Raw genomic sequence first — 21,936 nt, forward strand, 5'->3', positions numbered from 1 at the left:
ACTGGGACAAAGTGAAAATGGGCTCAACTGTTACGTCGCTACCGCCACGTCGTTCCTGCATGCGGCGCCTGACGAGGAGTTCTCGGAACCTAACAAGCGCTTGGTTGTGCCCAATATCTCTTCGGGCACAGTCCTGTGTCAAGGGTCTGCAATGGCGAGCGGGTTACAGAACGATCAAGCCGGTCATCATCGCGAGCATGTGGGTGCCGAATACTCCCGTCGGCGGCGACTTCACCGGCCGGCCCGCCGAGCTCGCCTGGATCTTCCGCACCGTCGGCATTCTCGACGACGCCGGCACGCGCCGCGGTCATCTCCGGCGGCGCCGGCCTCGGCAAGACCACCCTCGTTGTACGCGTGGTGCAGGGACTGCGTGACCGGTTCCCCTCGCGGGGTGCATTTCGTGGACGCGCTGGGCATGAACGGGCGTCCGGTCGCCAGCGGCGAGATGCTGGCGCGCGTGCCGCGCGCTGGGCGTGCGCGACCGGCAGCTGCCGCAGGATACGCCCAGCGGGCGCTGTCCTTTGCGCGTACGGTCGGCGACCGGATGCAGGAGGCGTGGGCGCTGCAGTACGCCGCCATCGCCCACTCGCACCTGGACGATCCGGCGGCCGCTATGGTCGCCGCAGACACAGCGGCGGACATGTTTGAGCAGGCCGGCGACATCGATGCCGGATGCCAGACGTGGACCGTGCGCGGCCACATCGCTCGGCGGCTCGGCGATCCGGTCGAGGCGCCGGCCAACTATCGACGGGTACCGGTCGAGGATCCAGCGTCCGGCATGAATCCGGCGATCGCCGAGAGCTGAGCCTGCCGAACGTGGTTGGCTGCATCGGCGACATGCTGGGCCTGCTCGGCCGCGCCGACGAAGCCGGGGCCTGCCCCCTGATCTTGGATCAGGGGCAACTCCCTCTCGCGTTCGTCGGTGAACGTGCGAAGGCCTTGCGGGGTCTCGCGTTTCAGGCGGCGTCGAACGACTCGGCGGCGGCGGCGGAGCTGCCGATCGGGCTCATCGATTGGCGCACGCCGGCGGCCCGGCAGGCGGTGGCGAAGGCCCGGGACGTGTATTGACCGATTTCACATGGTCGTCGCAACACCATTGCCCCTGATGCTTGAGGCTGAATGAGATGGCGGTGGCTGGCAGTGCCCCAGGTTTGCGGGAGGGCATGCCGGGAAGACGGAGGCGTGCTGCTCACGTTGGGCCAGGGCGGATAGGGCCAGGCATGGACATTTTGACCGGCAAGCGGGCGCTGGTGACCGGGGCGGGGCGGGGTATCGGAGCCGCGGTGGCGCGGCGCCTGGCCACTGACGGCGCGGCGGTAGCTGTCAACTACCGCTCCAGTGCCTCCGACGCCGAGGACCTGGTTGCCGAGCTGACCGACGAGGGCCGCCGAGCGGTCGCGCTGCAGGCCGATGTCAGCGACCCGGCTACCTGCCCATCGTTGGTCGAGCGCGCCGTGGACGCGCTCGGCGGGTTGGACGTGCTGGTCAGCAACGCCGGGGTGGAGCACTTCGGCGCGCTGGCGTCAATCACACCGGCGGACTTTGAGCGAGTGTTCGCCACCAACGTGGCCGCCCAGCTGTTCATTACCCAGGCCGCCGCCGCGGTGATGGGCGAGGGCGGGCGAATCGTTCTCACCTCATCAGTCAGCGCCCGGATCGCCGTGTTCGAGCACAGCTTGTACGCCGCCAGCAAGGCGGCAGTCTCCGCGCTGGTGCTCAACCTGGCTCCCGAGCTGGCCCAGCGCGGTATCGCGATCAACGCCATCGCGCCGGGCGGCACACGAACGCGCATGTCCGCCGAGTACGGGATGAAGTACGCCAACCCTGCACTGCACGATCTGCCGGGCCTGCAGCCGGAAATGCTGCCGCGGCTGATCAGCGCGCTCGGGCGCCTGGCCGAACCAGAGGAGATCGCCGCCGCGGTTGCCTTCCTCATTTCGCCGGATGCTTCTTACATCACCGGGTCTACCCTGACTGTCGACGGAGGGCTGCTGTGAACCCGGCCCGGGACTCCGCAATGGTGTCGTCCTTGCCGCCGTCGGCCCTCTCGGCCTGATCTGGGCTTGAGCACCGAGCATCACTACGTGCGCTGAGAAGGTCGCCGCCCTGGCCAGCCGACCCGCGACGATCTGGCGGCGGCTTCGGCATCGGCGACCGGCTGCAGTCAGTCTCGGCCACCTGCCTGTCTCAGGCCGAAGCAGCAGCTAAAGGACTCCGGGGTCGAACGCCCCGATGCCCATGATCTGGTGCAGCTGCCACTCGATCACTTCAACGGTGCTTCCTGGACTCTGCAAAAGCGGATCCGCTTGCGCGATGCGGGTGGCTTCCGCGATGCCGGGCGCCCGCATGATGTAGATCCCTAGGTTAGGTTCGGTGCCCGGCCCGGACATGATGATGGTGCCCGTGTCGTGCCTGTCTTTCAGCCAGGCCAGGTGAGCGGGCAGCAGATCACGCCACGAAGCTGACCGCTCGGTCATGCGGCGGATAGCCAGATACCAGTTCATGGATTTGCCGGGACTCCTATCTTCCCCAAGCCGACGACGCCGGCCGGATCGACGACTCTGCGGGCGAGGCCATCAGGTCAGGAGAAAGTCCGTACGAGAGTGTCTCGCGTTCGAGTCAACCCGGAGCTGATTTACCCCCGGATGCACCCTGAACCGGGAAGAGCTCCGGCGAGCCTGCGGGATCTTGGGCCCGGTGGGCTCAGCGCACTTCGAACCGCATCCCGAGCGCGGTCCTGCCACGCATCAGGGGTGGCCGGATGCGCCTTGGGTGCGTGTTCACTACACAGTGATCGGGGTTTCGGGCTCCATGTCGTAGGAGGCTTGCAGTTGCCCGGGTCGGGTTCCCAGGCCGTCCTTCGTCTTCCGATCCCACGGCACCTGCTGAAGGCTCTTGGTCTCGTCGATCATCGACTTGGGTTCCAGGTTGCGATAGGTGTCTACTTCGCCGGCGGCGACGGCCGTCATCGTGGCGTACACCGGCTCGGGATCGAATTGAGCACGAGGAAAAGCGAGTTTCGAGTAGTCGAAGAGCCGCTCGGACGGGTCGTCCTCCCAACCTTGCCAGGTCTGGAACATTCGGTCGTTGAAGCCGGTCAGGAACGGTCCGGGGTTGACGGTCGCGACCTCGACGCCGAACTCCTGCAACTCCAGGGCCATGGTCTCGGCGATGGCTTCCACCGCGTGCTTGGACGCCGAGTAGATGCCGGTGAAGGGATTGACGTTGAGCCCCTCTCGCGAGGAGACCCACACGATACGTCCCTTTCCGCGCTTGACCATCTGCTTGGCGATGCCCTGGGTCAACAGCAGCGGCCCGATGACGTTCACCTCGAATTCCCGGCGGATGTTGACGGCCGGGATGTCGAGCGTCGAGCCGCCCTCGCCGACGCCGGCGTTGTTCACCAGTACTTCGACGTCCCAGGTCAAAGCCTTCCGGCGATCCCCGTCGTCAGTGACATCGAGCTTCTCCACCTGCAACTTCACTCCGCGCTGCGCGGCTTGCTGCTTCAAGGTCTGCACCTGAGCCCAGATTTCCACGGCGGCGATGACATCGAAGCCTTTCTTCGCCAGCCGCATCGCCACCTCATGTCCAAAGCCAGTGCCGCATCCCGTGATGAGTACCTTGGTCACTTCAGTCTCCTAACCTGACGCTCCCAGCGTCGGCTCCCGGTAAGGCAGCAGTTGACCAGGATTCGCCGCACCGACTCGGAGTAGCTGTTTGCCCGACCACTACGGGCTACCCTGCCGCGATCCCGTCATCCAGCCGAACTCCGAATCGCCCAGCGACCTCATTCGCCGCACACGCCCATGCCGGCTGTTGTCGACGATCTCCACGTGGCTCGGCAAGGCAATGACGATCGCACGGACGGCCGGGGGTGGCGGGAAGTCGGGTTCGGTGATGCGGTGGCACCGGCATAGCGCCGTGTGGTTGTCGGCGGCGATGGCGGGGGCGAGCGCCACAAGTTCGGCGACGCGGGGGTCAGCGACCCGGTAGCAGGCGTATCGGCCGGCGCGGCGGACCCGGACGTGGCCGCAGTCGGCCAGACAACCCAGGTGGGTCGAGACCCGGCTCTGGGCCAGGCCGATGTGGTCGACGCATTCGACAACGGTGAGCTCGGCGTACAGCAGGAAACTCGAGCAGGCGCGGCCGGGTCGGGTCGCCCTTGCACCCCCGGCTTGGCGTTGTCGGCGCCATGTCGCTTGCGCTACTGGACTATCCGCCGCCGGCCGCGCGGGTCCGGCGTGCTGACAGGGCGAAGGCGAGGGCTGCCCCGCCGTACAGCACCGCGGTGATCGCTAACCAGCGGCCGAGGTAGACGTCTTGCGACAGCGCGGTGGCGGCTTCGAAGCCGGGCACCATCCTGAAGACCAGCGGGAACCACACCAGCAGCAGTAGGCCGGAGAGGACTGCCGGTACGCGCAGGTAGTTGATCCACGGGATCGTGTGCAGATCGGCGGCGCGGCGGTGCAGCACCGACCGGGCCGATCGGTCGGCGACCGCGTACAACGGGAACAGGATCAGGTCGTGCGCGATCGCCGCGCCGACCAGCCACACGGCCACGCCGATAGGCTGGACCGCGAACAGTCGCACGGCGGCATAGCCGGCCACCGCGAACGCGCAGATGAGGGCGAGCAGGTGCAACGGGTTCGCGCCGTACCAGCGGATGAAGCGGGCCACGATCACATCCGGAAGGTCAGTGCGCCCACCCACTTGGTGTTGTTCACACCCGGGTTGGCCGGCACGATCACACGAGCGGGATAGCCGTGGTCGAGCGAGAGGTCCGCGCCGTTGACCCGCAGGGCGAGCAGCGACCGCGGGTCGCGGATCTGGTTGTCGCGCAGGACGACGGACCGGAAGGACCCGGTCCGCTGCACGGATTCCACCAGGACGTTCGCCGCGGCGGACAGGCCGACGAGGTCGGCGAGGTCGGCGAGGCGCACCCCGCTCCAGTGTTGATCCTCAGTGGACCACCCTTCGACGCAGGCGATCGGCAGTGCGGCGGCGTGCTGCGGCAGCTTGAGGAGTTGCTCCCGGGTCAGGGTGAGCTCACGGTCGCCACCCCGCACGACGAGTCGCCACGCATCACCGACCTCGGTCGCGGTGATGCCGACGGACGAGGCCGTCTTGTTGATCTGGAAGCCGTTGGGTCCGTCGCCGGGGTTGCGGTTACGGGGGGCCAACAGCGCTGTGTACCGCGCCCAGCCGCCGAGGCTCTGCCCGACCGTCACCGCGAGCAGCAGCAGGGAGCCGGCACCGACCAGCCCTACCGCGCCGCGCCGCGAGATCGTCGGCGCGGCCGGTGCGGGCGACACGAGGCCGTCCGGGTCGGCGGGCTCGGGCCGGGTGTGCGCCAGGTCGGTGCGTAGCTCGTCGCGGAGCCGGCGCGAACGCAGGGCCCGCGTCATCTTGCCGAGTTTCAGGGCGACGTGGGCGGCGAACGCGGCGACGAAGACCCAGGCGCCGTAGAAGTGCAGGCTGTAGAAGGAGCCGGGGAAGACGTAGAACAGCTGGATGTTGAGCAGGCCCGTGACAAACTCGAAGATCGCCCCGCCGACCAGCAGCAGCAGCGACAGCCGTTCCAGGGCCTGTGCGGGGCTGCGAACGGGCGGCCAGTCGAACAGCTTCGGGATGACCGACCACAGCTTGGCCAGCAGTACCGGAATGAGCACGACACCGAGCGTGACGTGCAGGCCTTGGGTGAGCCGGTACAGCCAGGCCGGGTGCGTCGGCCAGTCGAACAGGTAGAAGCCCAGCAGCCCCTTGTCGGGGGTGGTGTCGTTGCCCAGGTCCGGGTTGTAGGCGGCGTAGGACAACAGGCCGGTCACGAACAGTATTGTGACCCCGGCCAGCAGTACCACGCCGAACACCGACGTCAGCCAGGGACCGCGGATCGGGCTACGCCAGAATTCGCGACGCAACGGTCCCGGCGGCCTAGCCGGCTGGCGGCCTGGTGACGCTGCGTCCGGACTCGCCTGATCGTCCGCCACCCCACCGTTGCCTCTCGTGCACGTGCCGTCCAGACCCTGTCGGCTACCCGCCCGCCCACGTGGCAAACCTGAACCCCCGTATCCCCACGGTGATCCGGGGCTCGCTGATGCTTATGGTGCTGGGGTGCCGACGCGGTGCTCACGTATCGACGCCGGGTGTTTGCGGCGTAGGCGCTGTCCTCGACCGGTGTCGGTGGAGCGCGGCGACGATCACGACGGCGAGCGCGGCGGCATAGCCGATCCGCTGCGTGGATGCCGTGGTGAGGTGCAGGTTGGGGGCGTACTGGGCGAGGTAGGCGGCCGCCGCGACGGCCAGCCACTCGGTCCGGCCGCCGAGGGCGACAAGCAGGACGAGCAGCAGTGCGTACCAGGGGTAGCTGGGCGCGGCGACGAGCAGCGCCGTGCCGGTCATGGTGGTAGCGGCCAGCCATGGCCGGTCCGGGTCGGCGGTGCGGACCGAATGCAACGCCACCACGGCGAGGACGGCGACCGCGACCGGCCCGGCCCAGGTCGTCGGCATGAACAGGGTCAGCAGGGGGAACCTGGCGCCGGTGGCGTAGCCCTCTTCGGTGAGGTACCCGGGGATGTAACCGATCACTTGGGTGCCGACGGCGAGCAGGTGGGGCAGGTAGACCGCGGCGAGCGCGGTGGCGATGGCCGTGGCGACGAGGACCGGGCGTCGGCGCAGCACGGCAGGGGTGATCAGCAGCGGGGTGAGCTTCGTGGCGACGGCGAGCCCGAGCAGGGCGCCGCCGAGGGTGCTGGCGCGGCGGGTCCTCGCCCGGGCGAGGACGAGCAGGGCCAGGCCGGTGAGGAACGCGGCGGCGACGTCGACGTGGGCGTTGTTGCCTGCTTCCAGCGCGACCGTGGGACACCACGCCCATAACACCGCCAGCCGGGGGTCGACGCCCGTCGCCCGTAGCCCGATCAGCAGCAGGATCGTGGTGGCCAGCGCGAACCCGGCCATCACCAGCTGCAGTGGCAGCTGCCGGCTGTGCGGCGGCGACACGACGTGTACAGCCGCGAAGAGCGCCTGGGCGACCGGCGGGTAGATGGTGTGTACGGTCGGCCGGTTGATCACCGTGCAGCCTGCCGCGAGTGGACGGCCGCGGTCGGGGTCGACGGCGTCGGCCGGGACGCACCAGTTCGCATTCGGGGGCCACAGGAAGTCGTTGCGCAGGCCGGTCAGCTCGGGTGCGGCCGGGACGTAGCGGTAGGGGTCGATGCCCGCGGCTTGTACCTGGCCGTCCCAGATGTAGCGGTACATGTCGTCGCTGCTGCGGGGCGGCGCGCTTGCGGCCGCCAGCGGCAGCACGGCGCCGCCGAGCAGGATGAGCACTGTGGCCGTGCGGAGCGGGAGCCTGCGCACCAGCCACCCCCCGACGGCGAAGACCAGCCAGGCGGCGCCGACGAAGACGACTGCCCGGGTCGGGCCGGTGAGGCCCGGCGCGACCGCATCAGGCTGGGCTACGAGTACGGCGAGGGTCGCCCCGGTCGCGAGGGCGCCGGCGACGGCGAGTCCGTGTTCGATTGCTCGGCGCCACCGCAGGTGCGGAGTCGGCGGCGCGTTGTCGGTGGCCATGGCGGGTGCGTCGGGCGGCTGGGCGGCGGTCACCGAGGGCCGGGCTCGGTTGGCGCCGCGCCCGGATCCGGCGTTGGCAGGTGCGCCCGTACGGCCGCGGCGAAGCGGCTGTCGGGGCACTGCGCGGCGACGGCGTGGGCGTCTGCGACCGTGTCGACGTCGCGGAGCGTGGGCAGCAGGGTGACGGTGAGGCCCCGTCCGGCCAGCGCTGCGAGGGTGTGCCGGCCGGTGTCCGGGGTGGACATCGGTACGCCGCGCAGCACGGCGGCGTGCGCCGGGTCGGGCAGGCCCAGGGTCCACCAGCCGCCGTCGTGGGCGGGTCCGAGCACGGCGTCGGCGCCGTTGTGGAGCGCCTGCACGGCGGTTGCCAGCAGCGCGGGGGTCAGCTGCGGGGTATCCATACCGAGCAGGAGTGTGGCGGTATCCGGTAGGGCTGTGTCGGCGTAGGCGTGGACCAGCCGCTGTGCGAGGCCGTCGCCGCGCTGGGTCACGGTATGCCAGCCGGCCGGTGCAGGGTACCGCCCGCTGAGCACGATGGTGCGGCGGATCGCGGGGGTGGTGTCGAGGACGTCGATGGTGTCGGCCAGTGCGGCCGCGGCGATCGCGGCCGCCTGCCGGCTGGTGGCGGGCGGGCAGAGCCGGGTCTTGACCTGCCCGGGTGCCGGTGCCTTGGCGAACAGCAGGAGTTGGATGTTCATGTGGACAGGACCTTGGCCATGTCGCGGACGGCCTGTGCGGTGCCCCGAACGGTGCCGGTCACCTTGGATCGGGTTCCGGCCATGCGGGGGGCGTAGTCGACGTCGGTCTCGTGGATGCGCCAGCCGGCCCGGGCAGCCGCGACCACCATTTCGAGGGGGTAGCCGGAGCGCCGGTCGCGCAGGCTCAGGGCGAGCAGGTCAGCGCGGCGGGCGGCGCGCATCGGGCCGAGGTCGTGCAGCGGCACGCCGATCCCGCGGCGAAGCTGCCGGGCGAGTAGGGCGTTGGCGAGCCGGGCGTGCACCGGCCAGGCCCGGCGGGTTGTCGGCCGGCGCCGGCCGAGCACCAGGTCGGCGGTGCCGGCGCGGACGGGGTCGGTCACCCGGGAGAGCTGCTGCGGGTCGAACGAACCGTCGGCGTCGCAGAAGCACACGATGTCGGCAGTGGCGGCCAGCAGCCCGGCGTGCGCGGCCGCGCCGAAGCCGCGTTGCGACACGTGCACGACGATGGCGCCGTGGGCGGCGGCGACCTCGGGTGAGCCGTCGGTGGAGCCGTTGTCGGCGACGATCGGCCGGTATCCGGCGGGCATCCGGGAGAGCAGCCACGGTAGCGCGGGTGCCTCGTTGAGACAGGGCAGCACGACATCCGTCACGATCGGACGGTACCCAACGCCGTGGCAGGCGGATCCATGGTTCGGCGAACCGAGGGTTACGACGTGCGAACGCGGCCGCCGACGGACGCTTCGGCGGGTACAGTCGCCGCTGTGGCCGCTTGCGGCAACCGCCCACCGGGGGGAGGAATCGGCGGATGCGGGTACTGGTCACCGGCGGTGCCGGATTCATCGGTGCGCATGTGGTGGAGCTGCTGATGGCGGCCGGGCACGACGTGGTCGCGTTCGACGTGCTGCACCCGGCCGCGCACCGCGGCCTGCCTGACGCGCCGTCGGATGCGGATGTACCGCTGGTGCGCGGCGACGTTCGCGACCCCGGGGCGGTAGCCGCCGCGCTGCGTGGGGTCGACGCGGTGGTGCACCAGGCCGCGATGGTCGGTATGGGCGTGGACATGGCTGACCTGCCTGACTACGTCGGCTGCAACGACCTGGGCACCGCGGTGCTGCTGGCCGAAATGGCCCGCGCCGGCCTGCGGCGGCTGGTGCTGGCCAGCTCGATGGTGGTCTACGGCGAGGGGGCGTACGCCTGCCCGGTGCACGACGCGGTCCGGCCGGCCCCCCGCGCGGCGGATGACCTGGCGGCCGGCCGGTTCGAGCCGACGTGCCCGCGCTGCGCCGCGCCGCTGGTCCCGGGGTCGGTCGACGAGGATGCGGCGCTGGAGCCGCGCAGCGTCTACGCAGCGACCAAGCTGGCCCAGGAGCACCTGACCGCGGCGTGGGCGCGTGCCGTCAGGGCGAACGCGGTGGCGCTGCGCTACCACAATGTGTACGGGCCGCGGATGCCACGCGACACCCCGTACAGCGGAGTTGCGGCGATCTTCCGCTCCGCGCTGGAGCGCGGCGTGGCGCCGCGAGTGTTCGAGGACGGCGGGCAGCGCCGCGACTTCGTCCACGTCCGCGACGTGGCGATGGCCAACGCGGCCGCGCTGGACGCCACCGGCGGGCCGTCTGGCGGGTTCCGGGCGTACAACATCGCCTCCGGCCAGCCACACACAGTGGGTGAGCTGGCCGCCGCGCTGGCCACGGCCTGTGGCGGTCCACCGCCGGTGGTGACCGGCGAGTTCCGGGCCGGCGACGTACGGCACGTGGTCGCCTCGCCCGAACGGGCCCGTCGAGAACTCGGCTTCAACGCGACGGTCGGCTTCGAAGAGGGCCTCGCCGAATTTGCCCGCGCGGCGCTGCGGGTTTGAGCAGCGACCACCGGATGTGGTTCGCAGCGCCCCTCGAGCAATACCATTCGGTCGTGTGGTGCCGGCCAGCGGTGTGCATTCAGCGACCGGGGCGACGACCGACGACTTGGTCGGCAGGTAGGTGCCGACCTGGTACTCAGTATCCTCGCTGGCGTACTGCCGCCCGTCCGCGGTGTAGCGGGTCGCAGTCGACAGCTGGCGGCCGCCGATTCCGGACCGGGGCATCGTGATCCGAGTGGCGCTTCGACTCCGATCTCACACCTGATCCCGCCGTCAGCGTCCTCAACACATCGGCGGCCGACCCCCCAGCCGATCACCCGATAAGGCGAGGAGCGCATCATGCCGGTGGAAGAAGGCCTGACCGAACAAGGAAACCAGACCAGGACAGGCGGGCCCGCCCGTACCGGTCGACGCAACCGGGTGCGACCCGACGGCGAGATCGTGGCCGATCCGGGGCGGGGGCTGTTCTGGGGGAACCGGGGTTCGTTGCTCGGCGCCGCCGGCCAGCCGACCCGCAGGCCATCGACGCGGGCGTGGATCTGCTGTGTGCTGGAGTTCAAGGGCTGGTGGCGGGTTCAGTGGCAGCCGGGCCGGCTGACGGAACTGTACTTCCTCGACGAGGCCACGGCCTTGGCCGCCGGCCACCGGCCCTGCGGGTTGTGCCGCGCCCCGGACTACCGGCGGTTCCAACAGGACTGGGCTGCCGCTGTGGGAGACGGTCTTCCCAGCGCGCCGGAGATGGACCGCAGACTGCAGGCGGATCGGCGAACGCCCGAGGGGCGACAGCGCACCTTTCAGGCGGCGGCCGGCGACCTGCCAGACGGCGCGTTCATCGGCCTGGACGGCGAGATCGGGCTGGTGCGGCAGGGGCGCTGGCGGCCCTGGTCGATGGCCGGGTACGGCACGGCGCAGGCGATCGCCCCCGATCTTCAGGTGGAAGTGCTCACCCCCGCGGTAACGGTGCAGGTGCTGACGGCCGGGTACGTGCCGGTCCTGCACCCGTCCGTCGAGCGGGAGTAGCCGGCCGGACCGCCGACATGCCGCAGCCGGAAATCGGCCGTGCGCGGCAGGCTTCCCAAGCCGCTACCAACAGTGGAAAACCGCCTGCGAGAAAGACATCCATGGACACCCTGACCAGCCCCCTGCTGGCCCGATCCCCGATGCGCACAGCCGCGTCAAATCGCCGCGCCCACCGTCGCCGGTGACGTCGGCATTCAGTTCTGCTCACCGAGCCCGGCATCGTCCGCCCCCGGGCGGCGCCGCGTATCTATGCCGTTGGAGAATCTGGCCTGGCCGTAGTTCTCCATCGCCCCGCCATCTTGTCCGGCCAGTCACCATCAGGGGGCGCGTCTCACGTTTCAGGGCGCCGGCGCGTCTGCATTACGGACAGGCAGCAGTTGCAGACAGGAGATCACTATGGATGTCCGACACGCCTATGTGGACAGCCCGGTGGGGCGGCTGCTGCTCGTCGCCGGCGATGACGCGCTGGTCGGGCTGTATTTTCCGCGCTACCGGTACACGCCCTCGCCCTCGGCGTGGGGCCGCCGCGCCGACGCATCAGCGGATCCGGTTCTGACACAGGCGCAAAGCGAGCTCGGCGAGTACTTCGCCGGGGACCGGCAGGTATTCGACGTCCCGGCGGCGACGAACGGTGACGAGTTCCAGGAACGGGTCTGGGCGCAGCTGCGGGAGATCCCGTACGGTGAGCGGATCACCTATGGCGACATCGCGGCCGATCTGGGCAGCAAGGGGTTCGCGCAGTCCGTGGGCCAGGCGGTGGGGCGCAACCCGGTGAGTATCGTCATCCCCTGCCATCGGGTGGTGGGCGCGGGCGGCAAACTCACCGGATTCGGCGGCGGGCTCGAGCGCAAGCAGATCCTGCTGGACCTTGAGGAGCCGGCCGAGGCACGGGCCGGGCGGCTGTTTTAGCCGCGACCTCGTTCCGGCCAGGTGGCACGTCTCTCAGGCCGTGAACATGAGACCCCCTTCTGTGCGGCCCGCGCCAGGACGGCCGACGTTGCTCGCCGGTCTGCGCGAGCGCATCCAGCTCGAGCTCGTGGATCGCCATGAGTTCCGGTCGGGGGCGGTCGCCCTGCGATACCGGCCCACGCGAGTAACGGCTTGACCTGATTTGTCCTGGCACGTTGGCCGCTGCCTCGCGACGGAACGACAGTTCTCGCGCCTGATGCGAGGGTTCGGACCGTCCCAAACGTGCGGACAGAACGGCGCAACCTGCATCCCCGATGTGCCGGTAGATGACGGTTCGGGCGGGGTGTCGAGCTACTCAGCATCCGCACGCTGCGTGACGAGATGGCCATGTCCGGGCAGTTTCAGTTGGCCGCCGGCGGGTGGATGCCCAGTTGCCTCGCACAGCTGAGCCCACCGAAATTGGTGTGGTGCGCTGCCCGACGTACAGTGGGCGTGGTGCCGGTGTGTTGCCGATCGGCTTCACGAGGTTGAAGCGGAAGGCGAACACCTGGCCGGCGGAACCCTGTATCCCAGAGCACACAGCTTCTGGAGGTCATCGCCATGAATCTGATCGAGTCCAGCAATCCCGTTGCTCGGAGCAGAGACGACGCCCCCGCACGGTGGCTGCTCGATATCCTGTGGCTGGTCTTGGCCACCGGCGAAGACACCAACGGCAGCTACTCCGTCATCGAACAGTTCATGCCGGTCGGGTCGGGCCCACCTCCTCACATCCACCCGTTCGAGGACGAAGCGTTCTACATCCTTGCCGGGGAGATGACCGCCATCATCGACGGGCAGGAAGTCGTTCTCGGACCGGGCAGCCTGGGCCATCTCCCGCGCAACACCGTGCATGAGTTCACGGTGACCGGGACGGAAGTATGCCACTGCCTCAACTACTACACCCCGGCTGGCTTCGAACAGGCCATTCTGGGATGCTCCCGGCCGGCGGAGCGCCGCGAACTGCCCCCACCCGGGCTGGACGCGCCCGACTCCACGCAAGTCGTGAGATTCTTCAACAACTACTGGGTTGCCCCAGCCATCCTCCCATGGGCCCGGCAGAAGTGGTCGCACGGCTGAAGATCGCCGCTCACAGGTGCGTCCAAGGCTACGCACGAAGCAACGACGCCGGACATCATGGTGCTGCGCTTCGGCTACGCACCAAAGACCTGCTGCACCAACCGGCGCCCGGTCGCCGACGTGGTCGCGTCCTGACCGCGACCCGCGCCCGGTAGCGCTCGGACTCACCATCGCCACCGGTCGGCGTCGCCGGCCGGTGGCGACGCATAGTATCCGCTGATGCGTCAGCTCGCGGTCGACTTCGGTACCAGTAACACCGTTGCGGTGGTCCGGCGCGCCGACCAGGCCCCCCGCGCCCTGGTGTTCGACGGGACGCCGCTGCTGCCGTCCGCGGTGCTCGCCCGCCGCGACGGCACCCTGCTCGTGGGCCAGGACGCGCAGCACGATGCCCGGATCGAGCCGGAGCGTTTCGAGCCGCACCCGAAGCTGCGCATCGACGAGGGCACCGTGCTACTCGGCGACGCGGAGGTCGCGGTCACCGAACTGCTGGCGGCACCGCTGCGGCGAGTGGCGCAGGAGTCCCGGGCCGCCGGCGTCGACCCGGCCGGCGGCGCCGTGATGACGTATCCGGCCGCCTGGAGCGCCCAACGGCGGGCGATCCTGGCCGAGGCGGCCGCCAAGGCCGGTCTCGGCGCGGTCGAGCTCGTGCCCGAGCCGGTCGCGGCGGCGCGGTACTGCACACAGGTGAGCCCGTTGCCGGAGGGTGCCTCGCTGGCCGTGTTCGACTTCGGCGGCGGCACCCTCGACGTCAGTGTCGTGCGCGGCACGGCCCAGGGACTCGAGACCGTGTCGCTGGACGGCCGCGACGATCTGGGCGGTGTCGACATCGACGAGGCGCTGAGCGGCCATCTCGGCGAGCTGATCGGGCGGCGGTGGCCGGACGTGTGGGAGCGGCTGCGCCAGCCGACCAGTGCGCGACTGGAGTTCCTGTCGGAGGTCAGCAAGACCAAGGAGATGCTCTCGCGGACGGCGTCGGCCGCGGTGCGCGTTCCCGGCCTGGCCGAGCCGCTGCACCTGACGCGCGAGGAGCTCGAGCGGGTCGCCGGGCCGCTCGTCGACCGGGCGGTGGAGCTGACCCGCACGGCGCTGACCGGGCTCGACCTCGGCGGGCCGGCGTTCGCCGGTGTCTTCCTGGTCGGCGGATCGAGCCGCCTGCCGCTGGTTGCGACCACGCTGCAGGCGCGGCTGAAGGTCGCGCCGAAGGTACCGGAGCAGAACGAACTGCCGGTGGCGTTCGGCGCCTTCCTCGCGGACCCCGTGCCGCGCTCGCGGGCCGCCGGCGCGGGCTCCGCCGCCGGCCCGCTGCGGGCGCGCTACGTCGCCGAGGCGCTGGCGAAGATCGAGGACCCGGCCGAGCTGGCGCGGCGGCTGAACGAGCTGGCCCCCGCCGGCGCGGCGCAGGTGCTGCCGCTGCTCGGTGCCGCGCAGGTCGTGGCGGCCGTCCCGCGCCTGCACCCGCCGGCCGCCGACGCGATCCTGGGCGCGATGACCGACCTGCCGCGCGCCGAGTTGCTCCGCGACGCGATCGCGGCGGACGAGGCGATCTACGACTGCGGGCGGCGCTGCGCGGACAAGCTGGGCGAGCCGGTGTCGCCGCTGCGGCCCGTGCCCGGTCGGTCGCGCTGGGACGGCGGCATCGGCTTCGTGCGGGAATTCGAGCACTACGGCCTGGTGTACTGGACGCGGGCGACCGGCGCCCAGCCGGTCTGGCACGGAATCCGAGCCCACTTCGAGGCGCAGGGCGGCATCGACGGTCGCCTCGGATACCCGGTGACCGGCGAGATCGTCGTCGACGGCGAACGGGTGCTGCAGCGCTTCCAGGACAAGCAGGACTACGGCCAGGACCTCCTCCAGCGGCTCGGCCTGCGGTGCGGCGCGGCCGTCTACTGGTCGCCTGAGCACGGCGCCCACAGCACCTGGGGCGGCGTCGGCGAGCACTTCGAGCTGCTCGACGGCGGCCGTGGCCGGCTGAGGTTCCCGACGGACGACGAGCATCCGGTCGGTCCGTCGCCCGCGGGCACCACCGGCTGGCGGCAGCACTTCGAGGGCGGCGTCGTGTACTGGAGCGCGAAGACCGGCGGCGTCGCCGTGTTCGACTACCTCGCCGGGTATCACGAGGAGCGCGGCGGCGTCGACGGTCCGCTCGGTTTCCCGGTCGGTCCCAGTCGCGACGCCACGCGGTCCCCGCAGGGCACCAGGGGCACACTGCAGCGGTTCGAGGGGCGGTGGAACTACCCTGACGAGATCCGGCAGTCGTGGCCGGAGACCGGCGGTGCCACCGTCTACCAGCGGGAGATCGGCAAGACGTTGATCCGCCGGCTGGTCAACCACGGCTCGGGCATCCACGCAGTCTCTGGTGGCATCGGCATCGTGCACGAGCGCGAGGGCGGCACTGGCGGCCGGCTGGGCTTCCCGACCTCGGACGAGATCGAGGCCGCGGGCGGGGTGTTCCAGTGCTTCGAGGGCGGAACGGTGTTCTGGACCGAGGAGCACGACGCCTTCGCAGTCGCCGGCGAGTCCGTCGATCCCGAGGCGCTGATCGAGCGGCTCGGATTCCCGACCACGACGGAGTATCACCTCGACGGCCGCCGCGTGCAGTTCTTCCAGCGCGGCGTGCGCTCGGTCGAGAACGAGCACGTCCGGTACTGGACCGAGCAGCACTGGTGAGCCCGGCCAGCCGGTTGATCGTGGCCACCGGCACGTCGCCGACGAGCACGCCGGGCGCGGTCCAGCGACCATGGCCGGGATGGCACCGGTGAAACGCGTGTGGCATCTGGCGGCCGACCCTCGGGGCGGCGAGTACTGGGTGACGACCAGCCAGTAGCCGTACGTGTGCGCGCTGCCAGGCTAGGTCCGTGGCCTGCGGTAGGCGCGCTTACACACGCGAGAGGCCCCACCGCTCGACGCGCCATTCGAGCATCGACATATGTACATTAAGCGTTGACCGCCGTGACGCGGTGTGCTGGGCTGGACGTTGCTACCGAAACGACGACACGGGGGCGTTGTCATGTCGAACGAAGCGCACCAGCCGCTGCGCGGACTTGAGCCGGGTCCAACGCCGTCGCCGCGCGCGCCACAGCCGTCACCGCCCAGGACCGGGCCGCCTGCGCCCTACGGCGCGCCGGCGGCGCCACCGCACGCACCAGGGCCCCCAGCACCGCCCACCGCCCCCGGGCCGCCTACGCCGCCGATGTTTGCCGCTGGCCCGCCAGCGCCAGCAGGACGGCCCTGGTACCGGCGCTGGTGGGTTTTCGCCATCGCTGGCGTCGTGGTGCTGGCGCTGGCCGCCGGTGTCGGCGTCGTCGTGTGGCTGGGCCGGGCGGACCGGACGCCGTTCGACGAGGCGGTCACCGACCTGGCCGCCTCGCCGGTGCTGCACTATCGCGCCGATCTCGGCGGGACCCAGCTCGACGTCCGCGTGACCGGCGGCGGCGACATGATCGGCACCCTGACGCTGCTCGGCGTCAAACTCGACGTGCTGACGATGGCCGGCCGGACGTACGTGAAGGCGCCGGGCCTGCTCCCTGGGGCCGGGACCGCGGCGCGGTGGACGACCGGCGGCCCGTTGAGCGCCGGCGCCACCAGCTGGCAGCAGCTGGGCCCGCTCACCATGGCCGGCCGGCTCTACATCGGACTCACCGAGGCCACCTTCCCGAGCCGCCTCGACCGCGGCGAGCAGATCGACGGCCAGGCGGTGCTAAAAGCAAGCCTGCCCGACGGTGACCTGTACGTCACCAAGGCCGCGCCGCATCGGATCGTGCGGTTCGCGGCGAAGGGCGGGCCGTCGACGCGGCCGTCCGGGCTGCCCAGCCTGCCCAAGATTCCGAGCCTGCCGGCCCGGCCGAGCCGCCGGGCGCTGCCGTCGCTGCTGCGCGACGTGCTGCTGGCCGAGCTGACGGCCCCGCTGCGGGCGCCGGGCGACCCGACCGGCGGCGACCTGTCCTTCGACATGCAGCCGGTGTCGCCGGCCGACTACGACAAGACGTTCACGGACCTGCGCACGGACGCCGGGGAACTGGGCCAGGCGGTCGACGCCACCGTGCAGTTCACGCTGCAGGGCAACGCCAATGTCGCATGCGGTGCGGCGGGTTGCGTCGTCACCGCGAACGTCACCAACCAGGTCCTCGGCACCGGCCAGACGAAGGTCACCGGCGCCCAGGTGAGCGCGACGATGACCGCCTCGGTGGTGCTGAACGGCCAGCCGGCCGGATCGTGCGTGAGCCCGCCGACGCTGGTCCCGGCCGACGGCTCCGGCACGCTGACCTGCACCGTCGTCGAGGCCGGAGCGATCTACGCCGAGATCGTAGCCCAGGCGCAGGCGGCGAAGCAGACGTCGGTGACGATCACGGCCACTGGCTCGGCCGAGGTGACGGCGCAGGCCAACGTCCAGGCCGAGGTGGAGCGGCAGGTCCGCCGGGTTGACGCCGAACGCAACCTCACCATGCGCGGACCGCCGGGCACGCTGCGCACCCCGCGCGTCGGCGACACCGACGGCGGGCCCGGCCGGTGGATAACGGCTACCCCGACGGGCAGCCCCGCCTCGCAGGCATATCAGGAACGGGCCTCCGGCGTCACCCGGGGCCTGGAGTACCTCGTCGGCAACCGCCGTTTCGACGGTTACGAGAACGGCATCCTCCTCGACGGCAAGGACCGGTACAGCCAGTTCATCAACAAGAAGACCGGCGACTGGCAAGGCTGGTGGACAAAGGTCAAGCCCAAGACGCCGAACAAGCCGTCGGGCCTGCAGGGCATCCTCAACGAGGCGAACACGCAGGTCGGCCAGGCGGGTACCACCCCGATCGAGTGGCGCGTGCAGAACCCGCAGGTGGCCGCGCTCATCCAGACGATGTTCGACAACGAAGGCATCCCGATCCGGGTACGGTACTTCCCGTGACCGTCGACCCAGGCCGCCTCGGCAACGTCAACGTTCGAGTCTGCTGGGGGCCACGCGCGGAGACCGCGGCCGCCATCGCCGAGCGCTGGCGCGCCACCATCCAGGGCCTCGCCGCCCTCGAACCGCCGGTCGGCGGCTGGGTCGTCCTCGACGAGGACGACAACGACCGCCCACTCAGCGACGACGACCTGCCGCTGCTGCTCGACGGCCGGGGGCGCGACACAAGCACCCTCGGGCACAAATTCACCATGGTCAACGGCGACCCAAACGCGGCGGTGTTCTTCAGCGCCACGGCGGGGTCGACGGCGGCGGTTCCGGGCCTGCTCAACCTCGCCCGGGTGGAGGGGACCGCCGCGGCACTCGGCGACCTGCAAGCGATCCTGCTGGTTCTGGTCACCGAGTGGGATCCGGACCACGGGGAGATCTACGGAGACCGGTGGATCGAGGCCCAGCGGCCCGGGCGGGGCGAGCCGATCGCCGGCGCGGTCACGTACCTGTCGGCGGCCCGCGCTCGGCAGATCCCTGCCAACCTTCCCGCCGCCGTTCGCCCGATGCCCGGCGACGGCGTACTGCTGTCACTGATCGAGCCGGACGGCGCTATCCCGTCCCTGGACCGCGTCATGGACCTCGCCGACCGCCTGCGCGTCGCGGGAGCCTTCGCTCCAGTCCCCACCGACGCCGCGCACTGGCATCCCGAAATCGTTGAGTAGCCGGCGGATCAACCAGATTCACCCGCCGCGCCGAGGATGGTCCGTTATGCGCCGAACGACGGTGGCGCCGAGGTTGCCAGGGCGATGATGGCCCGGCCGTCGCCGGTGTTGTCGATCTCGAGCAGGTACAGCACGCCCGCGCACGAGGCGCTGGGCCGACCCCCAGCGGCGTGCGTAGATCGAGCCGCCGCTGTCAGTGGCGGTCGCGGAAGGTGCGGCGCAGGTCGTCGATCCAGGCCTGCGGGGCCTCCCACGGGATGAAGTGGCCGCCGTGGTCGTGGGCGGTGACGTTCACCAGGTTGTACCAGCCGGCGCGGTCGCTGGACATGAAGTGCTCGACGCGCCGGTCCGTGGTCACGCCCGGCGGGTTCTCGTAGGCGACGAAGGTCAGGCCGGTCGGGGCCTGCACGGCCGGGGTCCGTTCGTGCGACGGGGACCACGGGTAGCGGTTGTTGTTGGCGTACATCCGCATCGAGGTGCCGATCGTGCCCGTCACCCAGTAGATGGTGGCGTGCGTGAGCAGGTCGTCCTTGCTGAACACGGTCTCGAGGTCGCCGCCGTGGTCGCTCCAGGCCGCCCAGCGCTCCAGGATCCAGGCCAGCAGGCCGGCCGGGGAGTCGGTGAGGCCGAAGGCCAGGGTGTGCGGGGCGAGCACGTGCGCGGCGAGGTGCACCGCGAAGCGCTTCTCAAAGGCGAGGACCTGCCGGTGTACGTCCTGAGGCAGGCCTTCCGGGATCGGGCGCCCGCCGCTGAGGTCCCAGCCCCGGTCGCCGTTGAAGAAGGTGAGCTTCTGGCCGGAGCCGATGTGGATGCCGAGCAGCGACGCGGCGTACTTGTGCCCGAGCTGGCCGGTGACCAGCGCCCCGACGTCGCACCCGGCGGCGGCGTAGCGTGCGTGGCCCAGAACGCCGGTCATGAGCTCGTGCCACAGGTCGGCGGTCTTCCAGTAGTTGAGGTCGGGCCGCGTGCCGGAGAAGCCGAAGCCGGGCAGCGACGGGACGATGACGTCGAACGCGTCGTCGGGGCTGCCACCGTACGACGCCGGGTCCGCCAATGGGTCGATGACCTTCGACCAGTGCCAGAACGTCCACGGCCACCCGTGGCTGAGGATCAGCGGCCGCGGGGCGGGGCCGGTGCCGGGGCGGCGCATGAAGTGGATCGGCACGCCGTCGACGTCGGCCCGGTAGTGCTCGTAGGCGTTCATGGCGGCCTCGGCCTTGCGCCAGTCGAAGCCGTCGCGCCAGTACTCGACGAGTTCGGCCAGCTGCCGGCGGCCGACGCCGTAGTGCGGGTCGTCGTAGCCGGGGCCCTCCGGCAGGCGGGTGTGCCGCAGGCGCCTACGCAGGTCGTCGAGGACCTCGTCGTCCACGCGGATCGGGGCCGGGGTGAGGGATGCCGGCATGGTGGCTCCTATCGCCGCTGTTCGCTATCGCCGCTGTTCATGGAGTTCGGTGATGCGGGTCAGGGCCGGCAACGCGCGGGCGATGGCGGCCCGCTCGTCGTCGCCGAGCCGGTCCACGAGCCCGGCCAGGTGGCCGACGCGGTTGTCCCGCCGCCCGTTGACGATCGCCGCGCCGGCCTCGGTGATGTGCACGAGCACGGCCCGGCCGTCGGTCGGGTCGGGCCGGCGCCCGACGAGCCCGTCGCGCTCGAGCTTGGCCACGATCTGGGTGACCGCGGACTGGGTGACCTGCTCGCTGGCGGTGAGGTCGGTGAGCCGCATCGGCCCGATCCGGGCGAGGGTGTGCAGCACGGACAGGGTGGTGAAGCTCAGCCGGTCCACGGCCGGCAGCCGGATGAACATCCGCACGAAGTTCTCCAGCACGGCCGTCAGCTCGGCCGCGTCCAGCTGCTCCATGGCGAGACTGTAACAGAAACTAATGTAGTTTCTAATGCAAATTCGGCTGGACTTTCATCGAAGCAGGCAAAAGTTCCGTTCATTCGAGCAGTTCGATAGAGTTCGCTGATCGATAGTCGTCACTGGGAGGGTGCATGAACCAACCGTTGAGCCGTCGCAGCCTGCTCGGGACCGCCGCCCTCGCGGCCGCCGGCACCGCCGTCGCCGGCTCCCCCGCCGCCGCGTCGGACGCCGACCGCGGCAACAACCTCCACCGGGTGCCCCGCGAGCGGATCAGCGTGCAGCTGTACACGCTGCGCGACCAGCTCGGCATCGACCTCGACGGCAGCCTCGCCGAGCTGCGCCGGATCGGCTACACCCGCATCGAGCACGCCGGCTTCGTCGGGCGCACCGCCACCCAGTTCCGCGCCGCGCTGGACGCCGCCGGCATCCGCGCCACGTCGGGCCACGTCGCCATCCCCCAGCCGTTCGACGCCGGCGCGTGGGAGCAGGCGCTGGAGGACGCCAACGTGGTCGGCAACACCTACATCGTGCACCCGTTCTTCGGCATCGACTTTGCCACCGGCCAGCCGATCCGCGACGGCGCCACGTACCGCGCGATGGCCCGCGACCTCAACCGCGCCGGCGCCCTGGCCCGCCGGGCCGGCCTGGACTTCGGCTACCACAACCACAACCTGGAGTTCACCCGCCAGGACGGCGGCTCCCGCACCGGCTACGACATCCTCACCGCCGAGACCGACCCGTCCCTGGTCCACCTGGAGGTCGACCTCTTCTGGGCCTGGGTGGGCGCCGCCGACCCGGTCGACCTGATCGCCTCCCACCGCGGCCGCATCCGCCAGGTCCACGTGAAGGACCTCAACACGGCCCGCAGCTTCGAGGACGCCGGCTCCGGCCTGATCGATTTCGGCCGCATCTTCGCGCACGCCCGCGAGGCCGGCATCGCCGAGTTCATCATCGAGCGCGACGACGCGGGCACCCCGCCCCGCACGCCGGCCGACGCCCTGACCACCGCCCGCAACGGCTTCCAGTACCTGGACGCCCTGCGCTTCTGAGCCCCCGGACGCCGCCGCCAGCTCCCGGCTTCCGCCCAGCGGGTCAGCCGGCGGACGCCGCCGCCAGCTACCGGCTTCCGCCCGTGGGTCAGCCGGCAGACGGGCGGCGGCGCCGTGACCACAGCCAGCCCCCGGCGACCGCGAGCAGCACCACCACCGCGCCGGCGATCCACCACGCCGCCGCCGACGAGTCCTGGCCGTTCGAGACCGGCACGGCGTCGACCGGGCTCGCAGTCGCGGCGGCGGCCG

General features: G+C 70.9%; 21 protein-coding genes. 11 read left to right on the forward strand and 10 right to left on the reverse strand.

The genetic code is table 11. The features are described 5' to 3' along the window. Nucleotides 1-400: 400 nt before the first annotated feature. From ABD352_RS38695 to ABD352_RS38705, 3 genes are all read left to right on the forward strand, one after another. Complete coding sequence (locus tag ABD352_RS38695; protein WP_344617542.1) at nt 401-805, forward strand: hypothetical protein; 405 nt, start codon at nt 401-403, stop codon at nt 803-805. 11 nt (nt 806-816) lie between these two features. Next, nucleotides 817-1,068, forward strand: coding sequence for a hypothetical protein (locus ABD352_RS38700; RefSeq protein WP_344617543.1), 252 nt, complete (start codon nt 817-819; stop codon nt 1,066-1,068). 152 nt (nt 1,069-1,220) lie between these two features. Next, entirely contained in the window at nt 1,221-1,997 is a 777-nt protein-coding gene (locus ABD352_RS38705; RefSeq protein ID WP_344617544.1) for an SDR family NAD(P)-dependent oxidoreductase, read from the forward strand. A 207-nt stretch (nt 1,998-2,204) separates the two neighbouring features. Here the strand turns inward: ABD352_RS38705 and ABD352_RS38710 are convergent, their stop codons facing one another. The 8 genes from ABD352_RS38710 to ABD352_RS38740 form a co-directional block, all read right to left on the reverse strand. Further along, on the reverse strand, nt 2,205-2,504 hold the full coding sequence (locus tag ABD352_RS38710) for a YciI family protein (RefSeq protein WP_344617545.1): 300 nt from the start codon (nt 2,502-2,504) through the stop codon (nt 2,205-2,207). A gap of 279 nt (nt 2,505-2,783) precedes the next feature. Further along, nucleotides 2,784-3,632, reverse strand: coding sequence for an SDR family oxidoreductase (locus ABD352_RS38715; RefSeq protein ID WP_344617546.1), 849 nt, complete (start codon nt 3,630-3,632; stop codon nt 2,784-2,786). A 99-nt stretch (nt 3,633-3,731) separates the two neighbouring features. Then, a complete protein-coding gene (locus ABD352_RS57845; protein ID WP_425553844.1) occupies nt 3,732-4,130 on the reverse strand; it encodes an ArsR/SmtB family transcription factor in 399 nt (132 codons plus the stop codon). An 85-nt stretch (nt 4,131-4,215) separates the two neighbouring features. Next, nucleotides 4,216-4,680 carry a hypothetical protein gene (locus ABD352_RS38720; RefSeq protein WP_344617547.1) on the reverse strand — a complete coding sequence of 155 codons (465 nt, stop codon included), beginning with the start codon at nt 4,678-4,680 and terminating at the stop codon, nt 4,216-4,218. A 2-nt stretch (nt 4,681-4,682) separates the two neighbouring features. After that, complete coding sequence (locus ABD352_RS38725) at nt 4,683-5,828, reverse strand: molybdopterin-dependent oxidoreductase (RefSeq protein ID WP_344617548.1); 1,146 nt, start codon at nt 5,826-5,828, stop codon at nt 4,683-4,685. Between the two features lie 301 nt (nt 5,829-6,129). Then, nucleotides 6,130-7,605: a glycosyltransferase 87 family protein gene (locus ABD352_RS38730; protein ID WP_344617549.1), complete on the reverse strand. Its 1,476-nt coding sequence runs from the start codon at nt 7,603-7,605 to the stop codon at nt 6,130-6,132. Then, nucleotides 7,602-8,270: a TIGR04282 family arsenosugar biosynthesis glycosyltransferase gene (locus ABD352_RS38735; protein WP_344617550.1), complete on the reverse strand. Its 669-nt coding sequence runs from the start codon at nt 8,268-8,270 to the stop codon at nt 7,602-7,604. Before ABD352_RS38735 ends, ABD352_RS38730 begins: the two co-directional genes overlap by 4 nt. After that, the gene (locus tag ABD352_RS38740; protein ID WP_344617551.1) at nt 8,267-8,920 is read right to left on the reverse strand and encodes a glycosyltransferase family 2 protein; all 654 of its coding nucleotides are present in this window, start codon (nt 8,918-8,920) and stop codon (nt 8,267-8,269) included. The genes ABD352_RS38735 and ABD352_RS38740 overlap by 4 nt, the downstream gene beginning before the upstream one ends. Before the next feature lie 155 nt (nt 8,921-9,075). Between ABD352_RS38740 and ABD352_RS38745 the strand changes: the two genes are divergently transcribed. The 7 genes from ABD352_RS38745 to ABD352_RS38775 all read left to right on the forward strand — a co-directional run bounded on the left by ABD352_RS38745 (nt 9,076) and on the right by ABD352_RS38775 (nt 18,777). Beyond that, nucleotides 9,076-10,128: an NAD-dependent epimerase/dehydratase family protein gene (locus tag ABD352_RS38745; protein WP_344617552.1), complete on the forward strand. Its 1,053-nt coding sequence runs from the start codon at nt 9,076-9,078 to the stop codon at nt 10,126-10,128. Between the two features lie 339 nt (nt 10,129-10,467). Then, a complete protein-coding gene (locus tag ABD352_RS38750; protein WP_344617553.1) occupies nt 10,468-11,148 on the forward strand; it encodes a hypothetical protein in 681 nt (226 codons plus the stop codon). Between the two features lie 396 nt (nt 11,149-11,544). Beyond that, nucleotides 11,545-12,057 carry a methylated-DNA--[protein]-cysteine S-methyltransferase gene (locus ABD352_RS38755; protein ID WP_344617554.1) on the forward strand — a complete coding sequence of 171 codons (513 nt, stop codon included), beginning with the start codon at nt 11,545-11,547 and terminating at the stop codon, nt 12,055-12,057. Nucleotides 12,058-12,657: 600 nt separating this feature from the next. Further along, nucleotides 12,658-13,173 (forward strand): cupin domain-containing protein, encoded by a 516-nt coding sequence (locus tag ABD352_RS38760; RefSeq protein WP_344617555.1) that lies wholly within the window; start codon nt 12,658-12,660, stop codon nt 13,171-13,173. A gap of 219 nt (nt 13,174-13,392) precedes the next feature. Beyond that, nucleotides 13,393-15,840, forward strand: coding sequence for an Hsp70 family protein (locus tag ABD352_RS38765; RefSeq protein ID WP_344617556.1), 2,448 nt, complete (start codon nt 13,393-13,395; stop codon nt 15,838-15,840). Between the two features lie 601 nt (nt 15,841-16,441). Next, nucleotides 16,442-18,067: a Tox-REase-5 domain-containing protein gene (locus ABD352_RS38770; RefSeq protein WP_344617557.1), complete on the forward strand. Its 1,626-nt coding sequence runs from the start codon at nt 16,442-16,444 to the stop codon at nt 18,065-18,067. After that, nucleotides 18,064-18,777: a hypothetical protein gene (locus ABD352_RS38775; protein WP_344617558.1), complete on the forward strand. Its 714-nt coding sequence runs from the start codon at nt 18,064-18,066 to the stop codon at nt 18,775-18,777. Before ABD352_RS38770 ends, ABD352_RS38775 begins: the two co-directional genes overlap by 4 nt. Nucleotides 18,778-18,970: 193 nt before the next feature. Here the strand turns inward: ABD352_RS38775 and ABD352_RS38780 are convergent, their stop codons facing one another. After that, on the reverse strand, nt 18,971-20,179 hold the full coding sequence (locus ABD352_RS38780; protein WP_344617559.1) for an epoxide hydrolase family protein: 1,209 nt from the start codon (nt 20,177-20,179) through the stop codon (nt 18,971-18,973). Nucleotides 20,180-20,203: 24 nt separating this feature from the next. Beyond that, nucleotides 20,204-20,635, reverse strand: a complete 432-nt coding sequence (locus tag ABD352_RS38785) for a MarR family winged helix-turn-helix transcriptional regulator (RefSeq protein WP_344617560.1) — start codon at nt 20,633-20,635, stop codon at nt 20,204-20,206. A 134-nt stretch (nt 20,636-20,769) separates the two neighbouring features. Here ABD352_RS38785 and ABD352_RS38790 point away from each other — a divergent pair, with 134 nt between their 5' ends. Beyond that, entirely contained in the window at nt 20,770-21,687 is a 918-nt protein-coding gene (locus tag ABD352_RS38790; RefSeq protein WP_344617561.1) for a sugar phosphate isomerase/epimerase family protein, read from the forward strand. Nucleotides 21,688-21,936: the final 249 nt, after the last annotated feature.

This window comes from Dactylosporangium salmoneum, assembly GCF_039532525.1.
GTDB classification, from domain to species: Bacteria; Actinomycetota; Actinomycetes; order Mycobacteriales; family Micromonosporaceae; genus Dactylosporangium; species Dactylosporangium salmoneum.